The organism is Geomonas oryzisoli (assembly GCF_018986915.1).
Lineage (GTDB): Bacteria > Desulfobacterota > Desulfuromonadia > Geobacterales > Geobacteraceae > Geomonas > Geomonas oryzisoli.
In genome coordinates this window covers 1112591-1128398 of the sequence record NZ_CP076723.1, presented here as the reverse complement: position 1 = coordinate 1128398, position 15808 = coordinate 1112591, and the positions used below count along the sequence as shown (strand labels likewise).

Below are 15808 nucleotides of genomic sequence, written 5' to 3'. Positions count from 1 at the left end.
CTTTACTGGCGCAGCGTGCCCCTGCCGGTGATGGCCGGAGAGGGGGTATCGGTGCCGTGCACCTGGGAATGACAGTCCGTGCAGCGGTTGACGAAAAGCTGTTTCAGCCCCGGCGTGTTGGTGGCCAAGTGCCCGGTGTGGCACTGCAGGCACAAAAACGGCATCGCGGCGTTCAGGAGTTTGTTGTTGATGGACCCGTGCGGCGTGTGGCAGTTCATGCAGTTCTCGGTGACGTCACCGTGCTCGAACGCGAACGGCCCCTGCTTTTCCATGTGGCACCTGGTGCAGGTTTCCTTGGGGGTGTTCCCCCTGAGCAGACGATCCTGCGTCGAGCCGTGCACCTCGTGGCAGTCCACGCAGAACATCTTCTTCTCCCGCAGCGGATGGTGAGAGAACAGGGAATTCTCCGCCTGCACCTCGGGGTGGCAGCTGAAGCACATCTCCGACATCGCCTGCCGGCTCACCTTCTGCTGCGGTCCCTGGTGCAACTTGTGGCAATCGAAACAGCTCACGTCGTGCAGCGCGTGCGGACTGGCGTTCCAGTGGGAGAGCACGGGGATCGAGGCGGCGGAGTGGCACTTCAGGCAGATCAGGGACTGGGCCTGGGGCGGCAGGTGCATGATGTCCAGGAAAGTCGAGGTGTCGCACTTCTTCTTGAGGCGGGTGTTCTCCTCGCGGTCGTCGCTCAGGTGGGCGATGGCGAGGCTGCCGGGACCGTGGCACGATTCGCAGTTGACCAGCGGCAGACCGGTCTCGGGCTTGATCTGCTCGCCGTGGATGCTGTGGCTGAAGTCGTCGGTGATCTTGTCGTGGGCGTGGCACTTGGAGACACAGTTGTTGGTGCCGACGTACTCGGCATCGAGCCGGCCCACGATCATCTTTTCATAGTCGCGGATGGGAAGGATGGGTTTGCTCTGTTTGAGGTCGGCGCAGGAGACCGAAATAAGGGGAAAAAGCGCCATGAGGATCACGAATTTGCCGCGGCGCAGAAGACGTGCTGCCATCTATTCCCCCCTTATCCCCTTGGTCGTGGTGTAGATGAAACCGCGCACGATGGGATTGTCGCTTTTCTTGATCTCGCGCGGCGTGCCGATCTCGACCACCGACCCGCCGTGCATCATGGCGATCCGGTCCGAGATGTACAGCGCGAAGTTCAGGTCGTGGGTCACGATCACCGTCGTGTTCCTGGTGCTCTCCTTGAGCTTCAGGATGGTGTTGGCCAGTTCGTCCGTGGTGACCGGGTCGAGCTCCGCGGTCGGCTCGTCGTACAGGATCAGGTCGGGGTTCATCGCCAGCGACCGCGCGATGGCGACGCGCTTTTTCATACCGCCGGAAAGCTCGGAGGTGCGCAGCTCCTCCTTGCCGACGAGTCCCACCATCTCCAGCTTCTGCTTGATGATCTCGCGGATCTGCAGCTCCTTGCAGACCCTCTTCTCCCGAAGCCACAGTCCCACGTTCTCACCCACGGTGAGGGAGTTGAACAGGGCCGAGGACTGGAACACCATGCTGTAGCGGTAGTCGTGCGCCGCGGGTTTGGCGCCCTCTCCGAAGATGGGGAGGTCGTCGATATAGATCTCGCCGCTGTCGGGGGTCTCCAGCTTGACGATGTGTTTGAGCAGCACACTCTTGCCGGTGCCGGACGGACCGATGATGCAGAAGGTCTCTCCGGCCCGGATCTCGAGGTTCACGTCCTTGAGCACGTGGTTGGGCCCGAAAGATTTGTTCAACTGCTCTATCCTGATCCCCACGCCCCTGGTGTCGTGCAGGTTGACGGCTTGCTGGCCGTTCTCTGAGTGAAAGAAAGACCCGGGGAGGCCGTGTTTAAGCTTCTCGAACATCGCTATCCTTTTGAGAACGAAGTGTCACGCCGGCCGCCGTGATACTATCGGCTTTGCCAGTAAATTCTGCCATCTGCCGTTGCAAAGAAGCGCGCACATACTACCAGAGTTGTGAGGCCGCTGGCAAGGGGGAATATTTGAGGACACTTAACGTTTACACAATCTTGGCTGGACCGGTGACAGTCAGAAAAGATACGGGGAGGGATTGTCGAATGCACGCCTGATCCTGAAGATGTACATGTTCATGAGGATCAGGGCGATGGTCGCGAGGAGCGTCGTGGAAAGCAGATCCCCTTCCGGGACGGGAGCCCCCGCCAGGCGCGCGTATTCGGCCGCGGGGATCAGGGCGAGGTTGACCCAGGCGTTCAAGATGTCGCACAGGTTGTAGCCGATCAAAAGCCAGACGGTGAGCCGCTGCCGCTTGAGCACCCCGATCAGCAGGTACAGCGAGATGAGGCTGTCGGCAAAGACGAAGCGTTCGGCGGCCCCTCCCTGGTAGAGGGTCCCCATGAAGGGAAAAGGGTTGCCGTAACTGGAGAAACAGAGCAGCAGCGAGAAAGAGGTGAGCAGGACCAGGGGCCACAGCGAGGCGGGGCGCCTGCCGTTTTCAACGGTCATGGGGCACCCCGCCGTTTTTCCTACCAACATGCAGCAGTATCAACGTTTCACCCACTTTACGTGTTCCTTCAACATGCAGCGGTCCATCACCACCTCGAGCCCGGCCTCGCGGGCGCGCCGCGCGGCGTCCTCGTGGACCACCCCTTCCTGCATCCAGATCACCTTGGCCCCCTTGGCGATCGCCTGCTCCACGATCTCGGGCACGAACTCGGAACGGCGGAACACGTCGACGATCTCCACCGCTTCGGGTATCTCGGCGAGGCTCGGGTAGCTCTTCTCGCCGAACACCTCGTCCACGGCGGGGTTCACCGGGATGATGCGGTAGCCGGCCCGCTTGAGATAGGCGGCGACCTCGTGACTGGGCTTGCCGGCGTCGGGGGAGAGCCCCACCACGGCGACGGTACGATACTTGGTCAGAATCTCTTTGATGTCGGGAACTTGCATAAGAACCTCCTTGAGACCAGTATCAGGATGCGTTGTTGTCCGGTTAGGATGTTGCAGTGCCCCCACCCCCTAACCCCCTCCCGTCAAGGGAGGGGGAGAGCTGGAGCGTAACCGCTTTTCGCGATTACCGTTTGCGCATGCCGCTTATGGCGACGAAGAAGAAGATTACCACCATTACGCCGGCGATGAAGATCCAATCTGCCGGGCTGAATCCAAACATAGTTCCTCCTACTGTTCCAGTTGCTGCAGCGTGGTCTTGGCCTCTTCAAAATCCGGGTTGATCTTCAAGGCCTGACGCAGGTAAAAACGCGCGTCCCCGGCGGCGCCGAGATCCTTGCAGCACAGCGCCAGCAGGTACGGGATCTCGGCCATGGGAAACTCGAGCGCAAACCAGGCGTCGGCCATGACGTCGTTGAGGATCGCGGTCGCCTCCTGGTAGCCGCCGTCCTCGCGCAGGGCCATGGCGCCGGCGATCGCTTCCAGGTAGTCCACCGCCGGCACCCGGGGCACCTCGCCCCGCTCGATCCGCTCCAGGCGCGCCCTCAGCTCGGCCTGCGCGGCTGCCTCGACCTGCGGCAACAACAGGCTCCAGAGCGAGGCCGCCTTGTCGTACTTGCCCAAAAGAAACGAGACCTCGGCCAGGGTGGTGAGGCAGCGCGGCTGGTCGCCTCCCAGCTCACGGGCGCGCTCCAGGTACCCTTCCGCCTTGAACAGGGTGACCGTGGAGAGGTGCAGCGCCGAGAAGCGACAGGCCTGCTCCAAAAGGGTGGCCCCGATCTCCAGCGGGAAGTGCGCGTTCTCCGGCTCCATCAGGGCGAAGATGCGCAACAGCTTCACGCGCCGCTCCAGGTAGGGGACCTCGACGTCCTTCTCCCCGAGCATCAGGATGTGGCTGGCCAGTTCGGAGACGTAGTGCGGGTATCCCTTGAGCATCTCCGCGTAGAGCTCGCAGTAGCGGCAGCCGGGATCCTGGCGTAGCGCCTGGTACACGCCGCGCCCCACGACGTCATAGCCGGGAACCTGCCCATCGAGGGCCTTGTAGTCTTCGTCCAGCAGCGGGATCGGCTCCGGCCCCACAGTGAAGACGACCTTGCCGTCCAGCCCGCTCACCTCGGTCCCTTGTGGGGGGCGATAGTAACTGATACCTGTGAGAGGGGTCATATCTCTTTCCATGCAACGCACTCCTTTTTCCGCTAACGCTCCCGTCCCGGGAACGTGTTGACACCGGCGTGCACGCCGATGGTCTTGTAGATGCGCACCTCGTCCCAGGGCTCGTCGAGTATGCCGTCGTGGATGGCCCAACTGCGCCCCTGCACGCTTTTCTCCATCCCGGGCCGCCGGAAGGGGGTGGAACCGTCCAACCTGCGGTACAAGACGCCGCCCGGGGCAAAGCCGGCGTCGATCTCCTGCATCAGCCTCTTGCCTACCGTGTAGTCGAACCCGTACTTCTCGTAGCGGATCGCATTGTCGTAGGTTAAGGGCTCCCCGACGATGAGCTGCATGCCCAGGGCCGCGGTGAACTGCTCCAGAAGCGGCAGAAACTCCCCGAACATCCTGAGTCCCCGCCGGGTCTGGTTCGGGAAGAGCCCGGCCTCCATGGCGCGCTCCTCTTCCGCCAGGTTGCGCCCAAGGGACGCGAAGACGTTGTTTTTGCCGTGCTCGTCGAGGTCGACGTCGAACCGGGGTGCGGCCGGGTCCGCGATGGTGCAGAAGGAGAGCTCCATCTGGCCGTGATGCGTGTCGCACAGCTCCAGGAAGAACACCGGGTCGCGGTCCTCGGGAGCGCGGCGGACCACCAGGCGCAGGAAGCGAAGCCCCTGCGGCGCGATCACCTCGATGCTGCCCCGGTCCCGGACCAGCTCCAGCAGGCGGCCGGGCAGAAGTCTGCCGTAGATCGCCTCCTTCTCCGCGGCAGGCAACCGGTTGATGTCGTACAGGGAGAAGAGCTGCCTCCCCCCGCTGTCCCTCAGTGCCTCATGTCCGGTTTCGTATGCCATAGTCGCCGATCAGGACCGGGAAGATGTGGTCGCGCACGTAGGCGATGCTTTTCTCCACCGCGTCGAGCGCCCGGTTGCGGTCGTCCTCTTCCGCCCAGTGCATGGCGTCGAGGAGCATCCGGTGTGGGTAGCCAAGCTTGGCGATCAGCTCCACGAACCGGGCGGGGAGCCGCGGCGCAAGCTCACGGTCGTTCATGATGCCCCAGGCGATGGTCCAGGCGCGCGCCACGTTCATCTGGTCGTACCCCCCTCCCCCCACCGCTACCCAGGGGATCTCCAGGGCCCGCAACTTCCTCATGATATAGGAGTAGGCGTGGGTGGTCACCTCGAGACGCGTGAGGGGGTCGGTCCTGAAGGTATCGGCGCCGAGCTGGGTGAAGAGGACGTCCGGGTCGAAGGCCGCGATCAGGGGGAACGCCACCTCATCGAAGGCCTTCATGAATAAAGCGTCGTCGGTGTGGGCCAAAAGGGGAAGGTTCACCGAGTAACCCCGCCCCGCCCCTTCCCCGGTCTCGTTCTCGAATCCGGTCCCCGGGAAGAAGTAGACCCCGCTCTCGTGCATGGAGATGGTGAGCACCCGGTCGTCGGCGTAGAAGGCGTTCTGCACGCCGTCGCCGTGGTGGGCGTCCAGGTCGAGGTAGACCACCGTCTTTCCCTGCTCAAGCAGGTGGTTGATGGCGACCACGGCATCGTTTAGGTAGGAGAAGCCCGAGGCCCGCCCCGCCTGGGCGTGGTGGTAGCCGCCCAAGGGGTTGAAGGCGGCGGCATACCCTTCCTCGGATACCAGCCGCGCCGCCTCCAGGGTACCGGAGACCCCCAGACAGGCCCAGTCGTAAACGCCGGGGAAGACGGGATTCTCCACGTCGCCCAGCCCGTAGCGGAAGTCGGCCCTGGGCTCGCCGGCCGCGCTGAACTCCCGCAGCCGATCCAGGTACTCGGCAGAGTGGGCGCTCAACAGCTGCGGTTCGCTCACCGGGCGAGGACGCACCTGGGTCATGGCGGGCAGGTCAAGCAGGCCGTAGGCGTCCATCAGGTCGCGCGCCAGCCGGTAACGCTGCACCTTGAACGGGTGCTGTTCGCCGTAGCAGTACCCGGACAGGTCGGTACAGGCGATGAGTGCGGTCTTGCGCAGCAACGGGCCACCTCCGGCGAAATTCTGCACAAATTTACCTGCTGGCCGTTTACAGGTCAACCTTTAAATCCTGCCCACGCCTTAAGCATCGCTGCCTGTTTTCCAGGCAATTCTCCGTCATCCTCTCATTAGCCCCACAACGGCTACCACGTGATTTCAAGGGGATAACGGCTTGGCAGAGTGCTTGCTAGTGCGTGGTGTTCTCCAACGACGGGGAGCGAGATACCAACGGAGGTAGCAAATGAACGGGATGTCAACGATGACGACACTTGCCAACAGCAGCGATGTACTTTTCCTGATGCTCGGGGCAGTCATGGTATTCGCCATGCACGCCGGATTCGCCTTTCTCGAAGTGGGAACGGTGCGTCGGAAGAACCAGGTGAACGCCTTCGTGAAGATCCTGACCGACTGGTCCGTATCCACCGTGGTCTACTTCCTGATCGGCTTCCCCATCGCCTACGGCATCAGCTTCCTGAAGCCGGTGAAGGAGCTCCTGGGGCCGAACCAGGGCTACGACATCACCCACTACTTCTTCCTGCTCTGCTTCGCGGCCTGCATCCCGGCCATCATCTCCGGCGGCATCGCCGAGCGCGCCAAGTTCTGGCCGCAGGTAATCGCCGGCGCCATCTTCGCCGGCCTCACCTACCCTCTCTTCGAATCCCTGATCTGGGGGCAGAACTGCTCCTCGCTGCAGGGGCTCTTCAAGCAGTTCGGCGGGGCCGAGTTCCATGACTACGCCGGTTCCGTGGTGGTGCACTCCATCGGCGGCTGGCTGGCCCTTCCCGCGGTCCTGATCCTCGGGCCGCGCATGGGGCGCTACATCAAGGGCAAGTCGCACCCGATCCCGATCAGCAACATCCCCTTCCTGGCCTTGGGGTCCTGGATCCTGGCGGTAGGCTGGTTCGGCTTCAACGTCATGAGCGCCGGTCACCTGGACAAGATCTCCGGCATCGTCGCGGTCAACTCGCTGATGGCTATGGTGGGCGGGGTGCTGGCGGCCCTCATCGCCGGCAAGAACGACCCGGGCTTCGTCCACAACGGCGCGCTGGCCGGTCTCATCGCCGTCTGCGCCGGCTCCGACATCATGCACCCGCTCTTCGCCTTCGTCACCGGCGCCATCGCCTCGGTGATCTTCGTATACGGCTTCCACATCGAGCAGGAAAAACTGAAGATCGACGACGTTCTGGGCGTCTGGCCGCTGCATGGCATCATCGGCTCCTGGGGGGGCATCGCCGCCGGCATCTTCGGGCACGAGGCCCTGGGCGGGTTGGGGGGCATCACCTTCGTCTCGCAGCTTTTAGGTTCGCTCTCCGCCATCGTCTTTGCCCTGATCAACGGTTTCATCGTCTACGGCGTGCTCGCCAAGACGGTTGGCATCAGGCTGAGCCAGGAAGAAGAGTTCGCCGGTGCCGACCTCTCCATCCACAGCATCGGCGCCTACCCGGAAGACCACATCCGCTAGCCCGGCACCAACCTCCAGCAACGCAGAGGCCCCAATCGGGGCCTCTTTTTTTTTGTTTTGTATTTTTACGAGAAGAATGTATTATTTGCGATGTTAATTATTTCTCATTACCCTAAAAGGCGTACCTTATCATGAAGATACCCTTGGGACAGTTGCTGGTTCAATCCGGCATCATAACGGTAAAGACACTGGATCGGGCCCTGGCGCGGCAGCAGGGATGCGGCCTGAGGCTTGGTGAAGTGCTCCTGGAAATGGGAGTTATTACCGCAGAGGAACTGCGTGAGGCGCTGGGGCAGCAGGCCCAGGCGTTGGCGGAGATGAAGGTCCTGCTGGTGGATGACCCGGCAGCCATGAACTGCGACGTGGAAGGAGCCCTCAAAAAGGAGGGGTACCAGGTTTTCATCGCTCGCGACGGGGTTGAGGGGCTGAAGATCGCTTTCTCGCAGAAGCCCGACCTGATCCTGTGCGACGCAACCTCCCCGAGGATGGACGGCTACGCGCTCATGCGCGCCATCAAGGCCAACCCCGCCAGTGCCGGAACGCCTATGATCCTACTCACCTCCAAGGCTTCCCCCGAGGAGGAGCACCGCGCGCTCAAGGCCGGGTTCCACGACTTCATCGCCAAACCGGTCATGACCATCCGCGTCGTTTCCCGCGTGAAGCGCGCCTTCGAGATCATGGACAAGTACCGCGAGCCCGACACGGCTCCCCCCGCCTGAACCGATCGCCCCATTTTCCCGGCAGCCCCCCCCAGTCGCTGCCGGGTCCCCCTACTTTCTCCTGGTCAGCTCGATCAACGCATCGGAAAAGATCCCCAGCGCCTCCTTAAGTTCGGCGTCGGTCACGTTCAGAGGCGGTATCAGCCGCACCACGTTGCGCTTCAAACCGCAGCCGATCAGGATCACCCCCTTGGCCAGGCACTCGTCGATCATGTTCTGACAGAGCCTGCCGTCGGCGGCGCCCGCCTCGTCCACGAACTCCACCCCGATCATGCATCCCATGCCCCTGACCTCGCCGATGCTCGGGTTGTGCATGGCGACTTCCTGCAGATAGGAAACCATCCTGGCGCCGGCGACACAGGCGCGATCCAGAAGCCCCTCTTCCTTGATCACCCGCAGTGTCGCCAAGGCGGCAGCGCAGGAGACGGGGTTCCCGCCGAACGTCGAGCCGTGGGAGGGGGAGTCCCATCTCTTCATGAGCGCTTGGGAAGCGACCACCGCCCCCAGAGGCAGACCCGAGGCAAGCGCCTTGGCAGTCACCAGGATGTCCGGCTTCACGCCGGCATGTTCGCAGCAAAACCACTTCCCGGTCCGGCCGATCCCGGACTGCACCTCGTCGAAGATGAGCAGGATGCCGTACTCGTCGCAGATCTTGCGCAGCCCCTTCAGGTAGGTCTTCGGGGCCGGATAATAGCCACCTTCCCCCAGAAACGGCTCCACGACGATGGCAGCGACCTCCTCGGGTGGGATCTGGCGTTGGAAGAGGCGGTCGAGCTCCTCGAGGCATTTCCCCCCGCATGCTTCGGCGTTCATCCCGCAGGAGCAGATGAAGCAGGCGGGATAGCTGACGTGGTAGACGGAGGGAACCAGCGGATGGTAGCGCCGGCGGTAGGCAGAGGAACTGCTGGTGAGGGAGAGGGCGCCCATGGTGCGGCCGTGGAAGCCCCCGGTGCACGCGATGATGGCTTGGCGGCCGCTGGTGTAGCGCGCCGCCTTTAGGGCGCCTTCGACCGCCTCGGCGCCGGAGTTGCCGAAAAAGAGCATGTCCAGTCCGTCGGGCGTGACCGAGACGAGCTCCTCCGCCGCCAGGATGGTGGCTTCGCTGTAGTAGATGCCGCCGGCATGGAGATAGCGGTCCGCTTGCTCGTGAACCGCCTGCATCACCTTCGGGTGGTTATGCCCCAGGTTGAGCACGGCCAGACCGGAGGAGAAATCGAGGAAACGCCGACCATCCCTGGATACCACCTCGGTCCCCTTGCCGTGGGCGATGGTGATCGGGTAGTAGTGATGCGCCGGAGGCGCCAAGACCGCAAATGCCCTTTGAACCAGCCTTTCGTCTTCAGTCATCGTGCACCCCCAGCTTTACATTAAGCAAGACACATGAAGGTTAGATGATAGCAGAGTCATGAGGAGGCGCAACATCGCCGCTAATGCCGCCCGAGAACTTTTTTTCCAGTTGTTGCAAACAGAAAAGATTAGACTACACTAACGTCTGTGCCAAAAACGCCGGTCAAAAAACCAATGAAGGACAAAAAAGGAGGGGCGATGTACAAAGAAAAAAGAAACTTCGCCAGGCTGGCCTTACACGCAAAAGCGAACCTCCACCAGGGAGAGCACACCATCGAGGGGGAGGTCGAAAACCTCAGCATGAAAGGTGTGTTCGTTACGGCGGCACGGAAGCTGGAGCTGAACGACACGGTAGCCGTGACCATCTACCACACGCTGACGCCGCAGGTGCTGTGCGACCTGAAGGCCAAAGTGGTCAGGATCACCGACCAGGGGATGGGACTTCAATTTGAAAAGACCCTTCTCGACTGAGAAGGGTCCCGATATACCTGCCTGAAATGGGGAGCTGGTCGAGGCGCGACAGGCCTCAGCAGATGCGCGGCAGTTGTTCCCCCGCCAGCATCTCCACTCCCCTCACCCCACCAACCAGGGTTTCCATCTGCACCTTGCCGGATGAGGTCCCGGTGACCTCGCCGATGACGGCGGCATCCTTTCCGAGGGGATGCCGGCGCATCACCGCCAGGGCCTCCTCGGCCTGCTCCGGTGCCACGATTGCCAGCAGTTTTCCCTCGTTAGCGACGTAGAGCGGATCGAGCCCGAGAATGGAGCAGACCCCCTTGACCCCCGGGTTGATGGGGAGGCTCTTCTCGTCCAGCGTGATGGTCACCCCCGATTGCAGGGCGATCTCCTTGAGCGTCGTCGCCACGCCGCCGCGGGTCGGGTCGCGCAGCACGTGCAGCGCGCTCCCCAGGGGCAAGAGGCTTGCCACCACGCCGTTCAGTGCGGCCGAGTCGGTCCGGATGCCGCTGTCGATTTCCAGCCCTTCACGAGCGGAGAGGACGGCGATGCCGTGGTCGCCGATGCAGCCGTTGACGATGATCTTGTCGCCGACCTGCGCCGACGCGCCGTCGATCTGCAGGTTGTGCTCGACGGCCCCGATACCCGAGGTGTTGATGAAGATGCGGTCACCCTTTCCCTTGGGAACCACCTTGGTGTCGCCGGTTACGATGGCGACCCCGGCGGTCTCAGCCGCCTCGCGCATTGAGGCGAGGATGCGGGCCAGTTCCTCCTTGGAAAATCCTTCCTCGAGGATGAAGCCGACGGAGAGGCACAACGGGCGTGCACCCATCATGGCGAGGTCGTTGACCGTGCCGTTGATGGCGAGGTCGCCGATGTTGCCGCCGGGGAAGAAGATGGGGTCGACTACGTAGGAATCGGTGCTGAAGGCGAGTTTGACGCCGCCGATGTTGAGCAGCGCCGCGTCGTTCTGGCCTGCCACCGGCACGCTGGAGAGCTGCGGGATGATGAGCTCTTCCAGGAGCTGGTGCGAAAGCCTCCCGCCGCTGCCGTGGCCAAGGAGGATGAGGTCGTTGTTCAAAGGCGTACTCCTTTTCTGTCAGACTGGTCTGACGTCAGACGTTTTGGTCTAGCGGCCGTACTTGAAGGCCGCGGCGCAGGTTCCCTCGGAGGAAACCATGCAGGCGCCGACCGGGGACTCGGGGGTGCACTTGCCACCGAAAAGCGGGCAGTCGAAGGGAGACACCTTCCCCTTCAGGATCTCGCCGCACAGACACCCCTTGTGCTCCTTCAGCTCTTCCACCTGCACCGGAATGGCCAGCTCGGCGTCAAATTCGGCGTACTTGTCGGCGATCCGCAGCCCGCTGCCGGGGAGCACGCCGATGCCGCGCCAGGGGGCGTCGAAGGGGGTGAAAACGTCGGCCAGCATCGCCTGCGCCTTGGCGTTTCCTTCCCAGCGCACCACGCGCGAGTACTGGATCTCCACCTTGCTCTCACCGGCCAGCGCCTGGCGCACCAGGAGCTCCACCCCCTGCAGCACGTCGGTAGGCTCGAAGCCGGTCACCACGCAGGGGACCTTGTACTCTTCGCACAGGAAGCGGTAAGCGTCGGCGCCGATGATGGCGCTTACGTGGGCCGGGCAGATGTAGCCGTCGACCTGCAAATCAGGATCGGCCGACAGGATGGCCATCGGCTGCGGCATGGTCTTGTGCGAGGCGAGGACGAAATAGTTGGTGAGCCCCTGCGCCTTGGCCGCCAGGATGCTCCCGGCGATGGTCGGGGCGGTGGTTTCGAAGCCGACGCCGAGGAAGACCACGCGCTTGGACGGGTTCTTCGCGGCGAGCTGCACGGCGTCGAGCGGCGAGTAGACCACCCGGATATCGGCGCCCTTGGCGCGCTCCTCCATGAGCGACGAACTGGAACCGGGGACGCGGAGCATGTCACCGAAGCTGGTAATGATCACGTCAGGGAGGCGGCACAGCGCGATGGCCCGGTCGAGGTAGCTGTTGGGGGTGACGCAGACCGGGCACCCGGGGCCGGAGATGAGCTTCACCTGCGGCGGGAGCAGGCTTCTCAGGCCGAACTGGTAGATGGCCATGGTGTGGGTGCCGCAGACTTCCATGAAGACCAGCGGTTTGCTCAGGTCCTTGGTCAGCTCGGCGATGCGCCGCGCCAGCCCCTGGACCAGTTCCTTGTCGCGAAAGCTGTCCGAGTAGTTCATCCCATCAACTCCGGCGAATATACTTCACGCATCAGTTCCAGGGTCGCCTTGGCGTCTTCCTCGTCCAGCTTGGAGATGGCGAAGCCGGCGTGCACGATCACGAAATCGCCGACCTTGATCTCCTGGTCCAGCATCATCAGGCTCGCCTCGCGTTTCACGCCGTCGACCTCGGTCATGGCGAAATCGCCATCAATGCTGATCACCTGCATCGGTACACCTACACACATCTTTGTACTCCTTTACACTCTCGGTGTTCGTATCCGTTTCGTCGTCTCGATGTTTGCCTGAGTCCCCGCCCCCGGAGGGGGAGGGATAGGGAGGGGGCGCGTAGCGGCTGTGGAAACAATCCCCCCCTCCCAACCTCCCCCCTCCGGGGGGAGGAGCGTGAAAAGTCCTCGGGCATTTACTTTCTCGGAAAAATTCTGCCGGCGATGACTGCCTGCCCCAAGGCCAGACCGCCATCATTGGGCGGCACCAGCCGGTGGCAATAAACTCTAAACTCCTCCGCCGCCAGTTGTTCCGCCACGTCCTCCGTCAGCAACCGGTTCTGGAACACCCCTCCGGACAGGATCACCCGATCCAACCCCGTTGCCGTTCTGATCCGCCCACAGAGATCCACGAGCCCGGCAGCAACGGTCTTGTGGAAAGCCCGGGCAATGTCGGCGCGGCTCCTGCCCGCGGCAAGGTCGGCGCAGATGGCGACAACGGCCGGGCCGAAATCCAGCACATCTCCCGCCCCCCCTGCCAGAAAATAGGGATAAGGTTCCGTAGCGCTGCCCGTCTCCGCCAGCGCCTCCAGCTCGATGGCGGCCTGCCCCTCGTAGCTGATCCGATGCCGCACGCCGAGTAACGCGGATACGGCGTCGAAGAGCCTGCCGCAGCTCGAAGTGAGCGGGGCGTTGATCCCCTTCTCCAGCATCTTCAGAAACAGCGGGCGGTCAGCCTCCCGCACCTGGTCGCAGACGGCCAGCGGCTGCCGGAACAGCTCAGCGCCGTGCAGCCGGTACAGTGCCGAGAGCGCCATGCGGTACGGCTCCTTCACTGCGGCGTCGCCGCCGGGCATGGCCAACTGCCCGAAATGGCCACGCCGTTCGAAGCCTTGGTAGCCGCCGACTAGGAATTCTCCGCCCCAGATGGTGCCGTCGGTGCCGTAGCCGGTGCCGTCGAGGATCACCCCGATGACCTCGCCGTCCAAGGCATTCTCCGCCATGCATGAGGCCATGTGGGCGTGGTGGTGCTGAACCGCGACGCAGGGAAGACCGAGGCCCTGCCCGTACACCGTGGAGAGATAGTCCGGGTGCAGATCGTGCGCCACCACGGTGGGCTTGATCTCCAGGAGCCTTTCCAGATGCGCCGCGCTCTCCTCCAGCGAGGCCAGGGTAGCGGCGTTCTTCAAATCGCCGATGTGCTGGCTCAGGAACCCCTGTGCGCCGCGGGTAAGGCAAAGGGTCGCCTTCAACTCCGCCCCCAGCGCCAGCACGCTCACCTGCTCGCCCGGCAGCGCCAGCGCCCGCGGTACGTATCCGCGCGAACGGCGCAGGAATAACGGCTCGCCCCGGTACAGACGGATCACCGAATCGTCGGTCCGGGTGTGGATCTCGCGGTCGTTGGTGAGGAAGAGGTCGGCGATCCCCGAGAGCATCCGCAGCGCCTCGTCGTCACGATAGGCGATCGGCTCATCGGACAGGTTGCCGCTGGTCATCACCAGGGGACCGCCGAAGCTGCGCGCCAGGAGGTGCTGCAGCGGGTTTCCCGGGAGCATGAAGCCGAACCAGCCGTTGCCGGGGGCCACCAACTCCGCTATCGGCGTCTGCGGCAGCTTCCGCATCAAAACTATGGGACGCTCAACCCCGGCGAGAAGCCGTCCTTCCAGGTCCGAGCACTGCACGTGACGTCGCACGGCATCCAGGTCGGCGGCCAGCATGGCGAAGGGCTTCTCGTCCCGCTTCTTGCGCCGGCGCAGCAGGCCGACGGCGGCCTCGCTGCAGGCGTCGACCGCCAGGTGATATCCGCCCACCCCTTTCACCGCGACAATCCGCCCCTCGCGGAGCGCGGCAAGCGCTTCTCCCAGCGGATCGCCGGCCACGGCGGCACCGTCACGATCGACGAGGTTCAGGCGCGGACCGCAGACCGGACAGGCGTTGGGCTGGGCGTGGAAGCGGCGGTTCAGCGGGTCGTGGTACTCGGCCAGACAGTCGTCGCACATGGCGAAGCCGGCCATGGTGGTGGCGGGGCGGTCGTAGGGGATGCCGGTAATGATGGAATAGCGCGGGCCGCAGTTGGTGCAGTTGATGAATGGGTAGAGGTAGCGGCGGTTATTCGGGTCGAAAAGTTCGGCGAGGCAGTCGTCGCAGACCTCGCAGTCCGGGGAGATCTCGCCCCCCTTCCCCGCCTTGGCGCTGTCCAGGATGACGAATCCATCCCCACCGGCAGGCGCAATATTCTCGATCCTGAAGGATCCGATCACGGCCAGCGGGGGCGCCTCGTCGCGCAGGGCGTGGCAGAAGGCGAGCAGGTCGCCCGCGTCCCCTTCCGCCTCGATCTGCACACCGCTGCCGGTGTTGCGCACCCAACCGGAGAGCCCGAAACGCAGGGCGAGACGGTACACGAAGGGGCGGAAACCCACCCCCTGCACGATGCCGTCGATCTCCAGGCTGGCGCGCTCGCGTGAGGTCATCTCGTTACCGAAAGGTCCGGACTAAGCCTTGGACCGCTCCATCCCTTTTTTCAGCCAGGCGTACCACTCGTCCATCCCCTGGCCGGTCTTGCTGGAGACCTCGAGGATATGGATGCCCGGGGAGACCCGGCGCGCCATTTCCTTGCACTTCTCCACGTCGAAATCGAGATAGGGAAGCAGGTCGACCTTGTTGAGCAGCATGATGTCGGCGGCGTGGAACATCTGCGGGTACTTGAGCGGCTTGTCTTCGCCCTCGGTGACGCTAAGAACAACCACCTTGTGGTGCTCGCCCAGGTCGAAGGAGGCGGGGCAAACGAGGTTGCCGACGTTCTCGATCAGGAGCAGGTCCAGGTTATCCAGGTCGAAACTCTCCGTGGCGTGCAGCACCATGTGCGCATCGAGATGGCAACCCGCCCCGGTGTTGACCTGCTTCACCGGTACGCCGGTCGCGGCGATGCGCATGGCGTCGTTGTCGGTCTGCTGGTCACCCTCGACCACCGCGCAGCGGCAGGTCTCGGCCAGGTCCTTCAGCGTCCGCTCCAGGATCGTGGTCTTGCCCGAACCGGGGGAGGAAACCAGGTTCAGCACGAAGAACCCCTTCTCGCGGAACAGGGCACGGTTGCCTGACGCCATCCTGTTGTTCTTGGCGAGGATGTCGGTCTCGATCACCACCTTCCTGGCTGGCTTCTCCTCGCCGGGATGCTCGTGGTGATGGTGGTGCTTATGCCCCTCTCCGTGCTGATGGCCATGGTCATGGTCGTGCCCGTGATGGTGGTCGTGACCGTGGTGGTGCCCATGGTGGTGTCCGTGATGGTCGTGGTCATGATCATGGTCGTGGTCATGATCATGGTCGTGGTCGTGATTCGGGCCGCAGCCGCAGTCTACACACATAGCTTA

General features: G+C 63.4%; 17 protein-coding genes. 3 read left to right on the top strand and 14 right to left on the bottom strand.

Annotated elements, in window-relative coordinates; translation table 11 throughout:
- Positions 1-2: 2 nt before the first annotated feature.
- The 8 genes from KP004_RS05005 to KP004_RS04975 form a co-directional block, all read right to left on the bottom strand.
- Positions 3-1004 carry a DmsE family decaheme c-type cytochrome gene (locus KP004_RS05005; RefSeq protein WP_216801287.1) on the bottom strand — a complete coding sequence of 334 codons (1002 nt, stop codon included), beginning with the start codon at positions 1002-1004 and terminating at the stop codon, positions 3-5.
- A complete protein-coding gene (locus KP004_RS05000; protein ID WP_216801286.1) occupies positions 1005-1838 on the bottom strand; it encodes an ABC transporter ATP-binding protein in 834 nt (277 codons plus the stop codon).
- Between the two features lie 183 nt (positions 1839-2021).
- Entirely contained in the window at positions 2022-2456 is a 435-nt protein-coding gene (locus KP004_RS04995; protein ID WP_216801285.1) for a hypothetical protein, read from the bottom strand.
- Positions 2457-2495: 39 nt separating this feature from the next.
- Complete coding sequence (locus KP004_RS04990; protein ID WP_216801284.1) at positions 2496-2900, bottom strand: CoA-binding protein; 405 nt, start codon at positions 2898-2900, stop codon at positions 2496-2498.
- A 124-nt stretch (positions 2901-3024) separates the two neighbouring features.
- A complete protein-coding gene (locus KP004_RS21265) occupies positions 3025-3120 on the bottom strand; it encodes a twin-arginine translocase TatA/TatE family subunit (RefSeq protein WP_199389149.1) in 96 nt (31 codons plus the stop codon).
- Between the two features lie 8 nt (positions 3121-3128).
- Entirely contained in the window at positions 3129-4073 is a 945-nt protein-coding gene (locus KP004_RS04985; protein WP_216801283.1) for a tetratricopeptide repeat protein, read from the bottom strand.
- 20 nt (positions 4074-4093) lie between these two features.
- Complete coding sequence (locus KP004_RS04980) at positions 4094-4897, bottom strand: hypothetical protein (protein ID WP_216801282.1); 804 nt, start codon at positions 4895-4897, stop codon at positions 4094-4096.
- Entirely contained in the window at positions 4875-6032 is a 1158-nt protein-coding gene (locus KP004_RS04975) for an acetoin utilization protein AcuC (protein ID WP_216801281.1), read from the bottom strand. The genes KP004_RS04980 and KP004_RS04975 overlap by 23 nt, the downstream gene beginning before the upstream one ends.
- 238 nt (positions 6033-6270) lie before the next feature.
- Between KP004_RS04975 and KP004_RS04970 the strand changes: the two genes are divergently transcribed.
- Positions 6271-7491, top strand: a complete 1221-nt coding sequence (locus tag KP004_RS04970; RefSeq protein ID WP_216801280.1) for an ammonium transporter — start codon at positions 6271-6273, stop codon at positions 7489-7491.
- Positions 7492-7622: 131 nt separating this feature from the next.
- The gene (locus KP004_RS04965; RefSeq protein ID WP_216801279.1) at positions 7623-8210 is read left to right on the top strand and encodes a response regulator; all 588 of its coding nucleotides are present in this window, start codon (positions 7623-7625) and stop codon (positions 8208-8210) included.
- 51 nt (positions 8211-8261) lie between these two features.
- Here the strand turns inward: KP004_RS04965 and KP004_RS04960 are convergent, their stop codons facing one another.
- The gene (locus KP004_RS04960) at positions 8262-9557 is read right to left on the bottom strand and encodes an aspartate aminotransferase family protein (protein ID WP_216801278.1); all 1296 of its coding nucleotides are present in this window, start codon (positions 9555-9557) and stop codon (positions 8262-8264) included.
- Between the two features lie 198 nt (positions 9558-9755).
- Between KP004_RS04960 and KP004_RS04955 the strand changes: the two genes are divergently transcribed.
- A complete protein-coding gene (locus KP004_RS04955; RefSeq protein ID WP_216801277.1) occupies positions 9756-10028 on the top strand; it encodes a PilZ domain-containing protein in 273 nt (90 codons plus the stop codon).
- 55 nt (positions 10029-10083) lie between these two features.
- Here the strand turns inward: KP004_RS04955 and hypE are convergent, their stop codons facing one another.
- From hypE to hypB, 5 genes are all read right to left on the bottom strand, one after another.
- On the bottom strand, positions 10084-11094 hold the full coding sequence (hypE, locus tag KP004_RS04950; RefSeq protein WP_216801276.1) for a hydrogenase expression/formation protein HypE: 1011 nt from the start codon (positions 11092-11094) through the stop codon (positions 10084-10086).
- 48 nt (positions 11095-11142) lie between these two features.
- The gene (hypD, locus tag KP004_RS04945) at positions 11143-12234 is read right to left on the bottom strand and encodes a hydrogenase formation protein HypD (RefSeq protein WP_216801275.1); all 1092 of its coding nucleotides are present in this window, start codon (positions 12232-12234) and stop codon (positions 11143-11145) included.
- Entirely contained in the window at positions 12231-12461 is a 231-nt protein-coding gene (locus KP004_RS04940; RefSeq protein ID WP_183347946.1) for a HypC/HybG/HupF family hydrogenase formation chaperone, read from the bottom strand. The genes hypD and KP004_RS04940 overlap by 4 nt, the downstream gene beginning before the upstream one ends.
- Before the next feature lie 176 nt (positions 12462-12637).
- Entirely contained in the window at positions 12638-14911 is a 2274-nt protein-coding gene (gene hypF / locus KP004_RS04935; protein WP_216801274.1) for a carbamoyltransferase HypF, read from the bottom strand.
- Between the two features lie 21 nt (positions 14912-14932).
- Positions 14933-15802 (bottom strand): hydrogenase nickel incorporation protein HypB, encoded by an 870-nt coding sequence (gene hypB / locus KP004_RS04930; protein ID WP_216801273.1) that lies wholly within the window; start codon positions 15800-15802, stop codon positions 14933-14935.
- Between the last annotated feature and the right edge of the window lie 6 nt (positions 15803-15808).